This window comes from Flavobacterium sp. (assembly GCF_030146175.1).
In the GTDB taxonomy this organism is placed as follows: Bacteria; Bacteroidota; Bacteroidia; order Flavobacteriales; family Flavobacteriaceae; genus Flavobacterium.
Window position 1 is genome coordinate 1 of record NZ_JASLCE010000009.1, and the last position, 5,286, is coordinate 5,286.

Below are 5,286 nucleotides of genomic sequence, written 5' to 3' on the forward strand. Positions count from 1 at the left end.
TAGCGTCCATAGCAGATCCACCGATTTTACCTAAACCTAAACCTGCACCGATTACTACTAAACCAGCTCCGATTAAATTAAGACTTCCCATAAGTATATATTAAAAAATTAAACTTCTAAATTAAATAATTACATTTTCCTCTTCGTGACCGTGCTCATCATGGTGGTGGTCCTGAACCGCCATTCCAATAAATAAAGATGACAACATGGTAAAGATAAACGCTTGTAAGAATGCTACCAAAATTTCAATAACTGAGATAAACAAAGTTAATCCTAAAGAGATTGGCATATCTGCATAAATATTTTTTCCTACGAAGATCATCGCGATCAAACTCATGATTACTACGTGACCTGCTGTAATGTTTGCAAACAAACGGATTAACAACGCAAATGGTTTTGTTAAGGTTCCAAGAATCTCGATTGGCATCAAGATAATTTTCATCGGAACCGGTACACCCGGCATCCAGAAAATGTGACTCCAGTAATCTTTGTTCGCACTGAATTGTGTAATAAAATACGTGAACAATGCCAAACAAACCGTTACTGCAATGTTTCCAGTTACGTTAATTCCAAGTGGCGTCATACCCAAAAGGTTTAACAACCAGATAAAGAAGAATACCGTTAACAGGTAACCCATGTATTTTCTGTATTTTTTCTCTCCAATGTTCGGGATAGCAATTTCGTCACGGATAAAAATAATCAGTGGCTCCAATACTCTTCCGAATCCTGTTGGAATAGCTCCTTTTTTATACGAACGTGCCAAACCTGTAAACATCAAGAATAATACAATTGATGTAAACAACATGGACATTACATTTTTAGTAATTGAAAAATCCAACGGTTTTACGTTAGTTGGATGATGATGCTCGTCGTAGTTGATTGTTCCGGCAGCATCGGTTTTGTAAATTTTACCGTGGTATAATTTATAGAAGTTACCGTCTACTTCGGCAACCGCTTCTCCGTGGTGTAATTTTGAAGAAGAGAAAACTTTTAATCCGTTATCCAATAAGATAACCGGTAATGAAAATCCGTAATGCTTTCCTTCTTTCTCATCCGAGAAGAAAACGAAATCATGCGAATCCTGTAAATGGTGTTCAATGTAAGCTGTTACTTTGTCTTTTGGATCCTGAGTTGCGTGCTCGTCTCCATGAGAAGCTTCATTGTGAGCAACCTCTGTTGTTGCATGGGCTTCATGCGTTACTGCTGTTGCTACATGTGTAGTGTCTACTACCGGGTTTGCGAAAGCTATTGAAGACAATAGCCCTGCAAAAGTCGCTAGAATAATTCTGACAGGTTTTTTTGAAATCACCATACCTTATTAAATATCTTAATTTTTACGGTCCTTAAATTTGGTGCAAAGGTACATTTTTAATTAATATTCCAATGTTATTGCTACTCTTTTTTATTCTAATTATTAATTTCAACTACTTCTTTGGCTTATCATTTAATAATCTTGACGTTAAAAACACTTCTAATGCCAAAAAAATAATGAAAATCACAAAAAAGTTTATTTTCTCTATATATACACTCGTTCCTTCCCGCTCCAGTACCGGCATCAGGAAGATATAACTCAGTGCAAATTGAATACTGATCAATACTAAAAAAACAAAGCCGATCTGCTCCGGTTTGGTTTCTTTTATCCGAATTAAAAAAAGTAATATCGCTAATGAAAGTAGTAGAAAGAAAAGATAAATCCCATAGATAGGATAGTGGAATTCCTGATAGGTTTGAGTAGAAACACCAAACTTAAAAATAAGAATATGCAGTAGTGCTAGAATAGGAACAATTTGAAACAAACGAAAGATTACAGCATATTTTTTCCTGCTCATATTTATTTTATTTATTTAACTGATTTACCTGCCTTATTACATTATATAGCGCTATAAAAACGCCCAGCAGCGTAAGGATTTTTACATACAGATCGTTAGGATTCGGATATTTTTCGTCGAGCCAGTTTCCTAAAAACGCAAAGGCAAAAATAATGATCCCCATCTGAAACGGGATATTAATTAGTGCCAACCACTTATTACGCGTTTTTCTGTCCTGATCCTGATTCATTTGTTACGGTTGTTGCTTTGGTTGTTTTTCCGGATGTCGCTTCCATCATCACACAGGTTGCGCTAAAATCGGCTCCTGGTTCTACCGCCAGTTTCCCAACGATTACTTCTCCTTTTATCGATGCCTTTGATTTGATATTCAGAATTTCGGTTACCTCGATCTTTCCATTAAACTTCCCTTCGATATCGGCCGTATTGCATTTAATATCACCCGTCACACTTCCGGCAGGGCCAATAACAAGCCTTCCTTTCGAATTAAAATTTCCAATCAGATTTCCATCCAATCTAAAATCGGCTTGCGAAATAATATCGCCTGTAATGGTTGTTCCTTCTACTATTCTATTGGTTTTACCTAATAAATCCGTGTAAGACTTTTTCTGTTGTTTTTCAAACATGGTATTATTGCTTTTAAAAATCACAGGCTTTTATTCCTGTGATCTTACTGTTACTTTCTCTAAAAGTTATTTTAGGGTTGCCAGATACGCGTCCAGATTTTTCTTGATCTGAACAACTTTATAATCGTCATTCGAAATCACAAATGCATTTTCGGAAACTTTATAACCTTTAAAATCTTTTAGTACGCTAATCGTGGAAAGCGCTGCTTCTTTACTGCTAAAACCGTGTACAATTACAAAACTTTTATCCATCGTATACACATCGTTGGACAAGGTGATACGGTTGCTGTTGCGATCGGTTATATATTTCTTTAATTTTTCGGTTAAGGCTTTGGTTTTCGCATCGTTTGCATTTGGATACGGAACCTGGAATACAATTTTCCAGCTGGATGGATTTTCTTTTCCTAATTCCAGTTTTTCCATTTTCGGAATATCTGTTTTTAATAACGTTTCCGCCTGTTTGCCTTCTTCCGCATTCGGATAGTTTAAGGCCACAAAGTTCAACGCTTTTTTATATTCTTCCAATCCTTTTAATCGTCCGATTACACTGGCTTTAAGCAATTCGAATTTCGGAACCATTTCTTCTCCGTTGAAATTTTCGATAACCGGATCCAATTGTGCCAGCACATCCTGTAGCTCGTCTTTTTCAAATTGTTTAAACAGTTTGTTATACACTTCTTCCGGGCTTCCCGCTATGGTTCCTTCCGAAATATTGTTTAACAAAATCTGCGCATAACGGCTATCCGGATATTCAGCAATGATCTGTTGTTTCATAATCGCTGCTTTGGCCGGATCGATGATTTCGTAAATTTTAAAAAGATTGTATTTGGCCGGTAATACCAATCGTTCTTCCGGTTTGTTTACCAGTAGTTTTTCCAATCGGGATGCCGCCAGTTTGTATTCTTTAAATTTTTCTTTATAAATCGTTCCCAGTTGGAAATAGGCAAAATTGCGATCTTTCGCCAAACTGTCCAGTACTTTCTGATCGGTTGGCAATTGTTTAATATAGTAATCCGGAGTAAAACGCTCGTCCTCGGCTTGGGTTTTCGGGTTTTCATCAACCGCAGCTACCGCATCCGGATTTTCATTTGCTTTATCAATAATGGTTTGTGTCGACCAACGCCAGTTGTCTTTTAGCGGTCGGTTCCCCCATTTCTTTTTAAATTCCGTTCTACCAAAAGCTACCGTAGCCTGGTTATAAAAATAGAAGGTGCTTCCCCCTGTAAAACTTCCGGCATTTGTAGGTGCTCCCGACTGTTTTGGCGTAGTCTCTTCCGAAGGTGGTGCCTGACGGGATTGCATCATTTCGCTTTTTGTAGTAGCATTCGATCCTACAGCTGGTGCTCCCGGATCGGAAAAACCGCTGTTTTCGGCCATTGTTTTTAGCTTCTCTGCTTCAAGGGCTTTTTTCGCTTCTTCGATTTTTAGTTTTGCGATGTATTCTTCGTAGTAATTACGTTGTTCGTTTGGTCCTAATCCGGATACATATAAGATACTATCGTTTACTCTGGCAATGCCTTCATATTTGATCACATCGTTCAGGTTTTCCCTTTTCTTTTTGATCGCGATAAATTCACGGGTTTTCGGGTTTAATTTAGACATGGTACTGTCGTAATATTGTCCCGCTGTTAAATATTTGGCATCATCAAAATTGATCTCCGCCAAGTTGCGGTAATTGGACGCTACCAAATAATTATCCTGCGACATCGAACGCAGGGATTTGTTGTAGTATTTCTTCGCCTGACGTTTGTTACCTTGTTTATCATAGAACAAAGCCACCTGATGATTGATCACATCCAAAAACGGACGGTTCTCGCGATCTTCCGCCAGTTTGTTGAATTTTTTCAGGAAAGCCAGCGTATCGCCTTTTTTATAATCGAATTGTTGTGCTTGTTTGGCATGCGCCTGAATAACATAACGACGTGGCGATTTTCGGTTCATATCGATAACCGACTGGAACGAAGCATACGCACTATCCGGGTAATTCATACTTTCGTATAACTGACCGATAATAAAATGATAACGGGCTTTTTCTTCGTTATGCTTGGTCAGGTCTTTCGCTAATTTTAAATTTACCAAAGCACTATCAATAGAACCAAGGTTTACATACGCCTGTCCTAAAATAGCATTCGCATCGGCTTGTACCTGTCCTTTAATTTTCTGATCTTCTAAAAGTTTCTTCAGATTTTTAATCGCCAGAACTTCATTCTCCAAACGGATATTGGTTTTTTCCCGCCATACTTTGGCTTCGTAAATTTTATCGCTGTTGGAATATTTATACAAAATATAATTAAACGCTTCCAATGCCGGAATAAAGCGATTGTCGTAATAACGCGCTTTTCCTAACAATAAATGCGCTTCATCCATTTGCGGATTTTTCTCTCCGCCTTCTATATACATGGAGTGTTTCTGAATCGCTTTGATCGCCTTGGTTTCTGCTCTCTCGAAATTGGCATTTTTTGTCTGACCGGGAAGAGTTCCGGCATCGATATCCTGCATTCGTTCTACAGGTAGAATTTCCCAAAAGTTGTCCTTATAAGTCCCTTTTAGTTCTTCCACTCCTTTATCGAAAGCAACGCCTCCGTTGTATAGTATGTTATATTCGGCTGTAACAGCGTGGTAGTTTCGTCTTACAAATGAGTTTTTCTTTGTGGAACATGCCAGCAAAAAAAGAACGAGCCCTACGCTTAAGGCGTATTTAAACAGATTGGTTTTCAATATAAAAACGTTTTTAGTTCTTTAACTTCCAATTTCTTTTTTTAGTATAAAGAGAGGTAAAAATACGTTTCTTTTTGATATGGGAAAAATTTGTTTCCAAAAAAACAATATCCCTC

5 protein-coding genes are annotated in these 5,286 nt (G+C 37.7%); all 5 read right to left on the minus strand.

Features of this window, described 5'->3' with window-relative positions; translation table 11 throughout:
• Positions 1 to 121: 121 nt before the first annotated feature.
• Entirely contained in the window at positions 122 to 1,312 is a 1,191-nt protein-coding gene (atpB, locus tag Q1R07_RS00890; RefSeq protein ID WP_300485028.1) for a F0F1 ATP synthase subunit A, read from the minus strand.
• Positions 1,313 to 1,424: 112 nt separating this feature from the next.
• On the minus strand, positions 1,425 to 1,829 hold the full coding sequence (locus tag Q1R07_RS00895) for a hypothetical protein (RefSeq protein WP_300485030.1): 405 nt from the start codon (positions 1,827 to 1,829) through the stop codon (positions 1,425 to 1,427).
• Positions 1,830 to 1,836: 7 nt separating this feature from the next.
• Positions 1,837 to 2,058: an AtpZ/AtpI family protein gene (locus Q1R07_RS00900; RefSeq protein WP_300485032.1), complete on the minus strand. Its 222-nt coding sequence runs from the start codon at positions 2,056 to 2,058 to the stop codon at positions 1,837 to 1,839.
• Positions 2,027 to 2,452, minus strand: a complete 426-nt coding sequence (locus tag Q1R07_RS00905; protein WP_300485034.1) for a polymer-forming cytoskeletal protein — start codon at positions 2,450 to 2,452, stop codon at positions 2,027 to 2,029. Before Q1R07_RS00905 ends, Q1R07_RS00900 begins: the two co-directional genes overlap by 32 nt.
• 66 nt (positions 2,453 to 2,518) lie before the next feature.
• Positions 2,519 to 5,170: a gliding motility protein gene (locus Q1R07_RS00910; RefSeq protein ID WP_300485035.1), complete on the minus strand. Its 2,652-nt coding sequence runs from the start codon at positions 5,168 to 5,170 to the stop codon at positions 2,519 to 2,521.
• Positions 5,171 to 5,286: the final 116 nt, after the last annotated feature.

Bases quoted from the DNA above. Each gene is read 5' to 3' on its own strand.
- atpB (WP_300485028.1), bottom strand. From the start codon at position 1,312: ATGGTGATTTCAAAAAAACCTGTCAGAATTATTCTAGCGACTTTTGCA.
- Q1R07_RS00895 (WP_300485030.1), bottom strand. From the start codon at position 1,829: ATGAGCAGGAAAAAATATGCTGTAATCTTTCGTTTGTTTCAAATTGTT.
- Q1R07_RS00900 (WP_300485032.1), bottom strand. From the start codon at position 2,058: ATGAATCAGGATCAGGACAGAAAAACGCGTAATAAGTGGTTGGCACTA.
- Q1R07_RS00905 (WP_300485034.1), bottom strand. From the start codon at position 2,452: ATGTTTGAAAAACAACAGAAAAAGTCTTACACGGATTTATTAGGTAAA.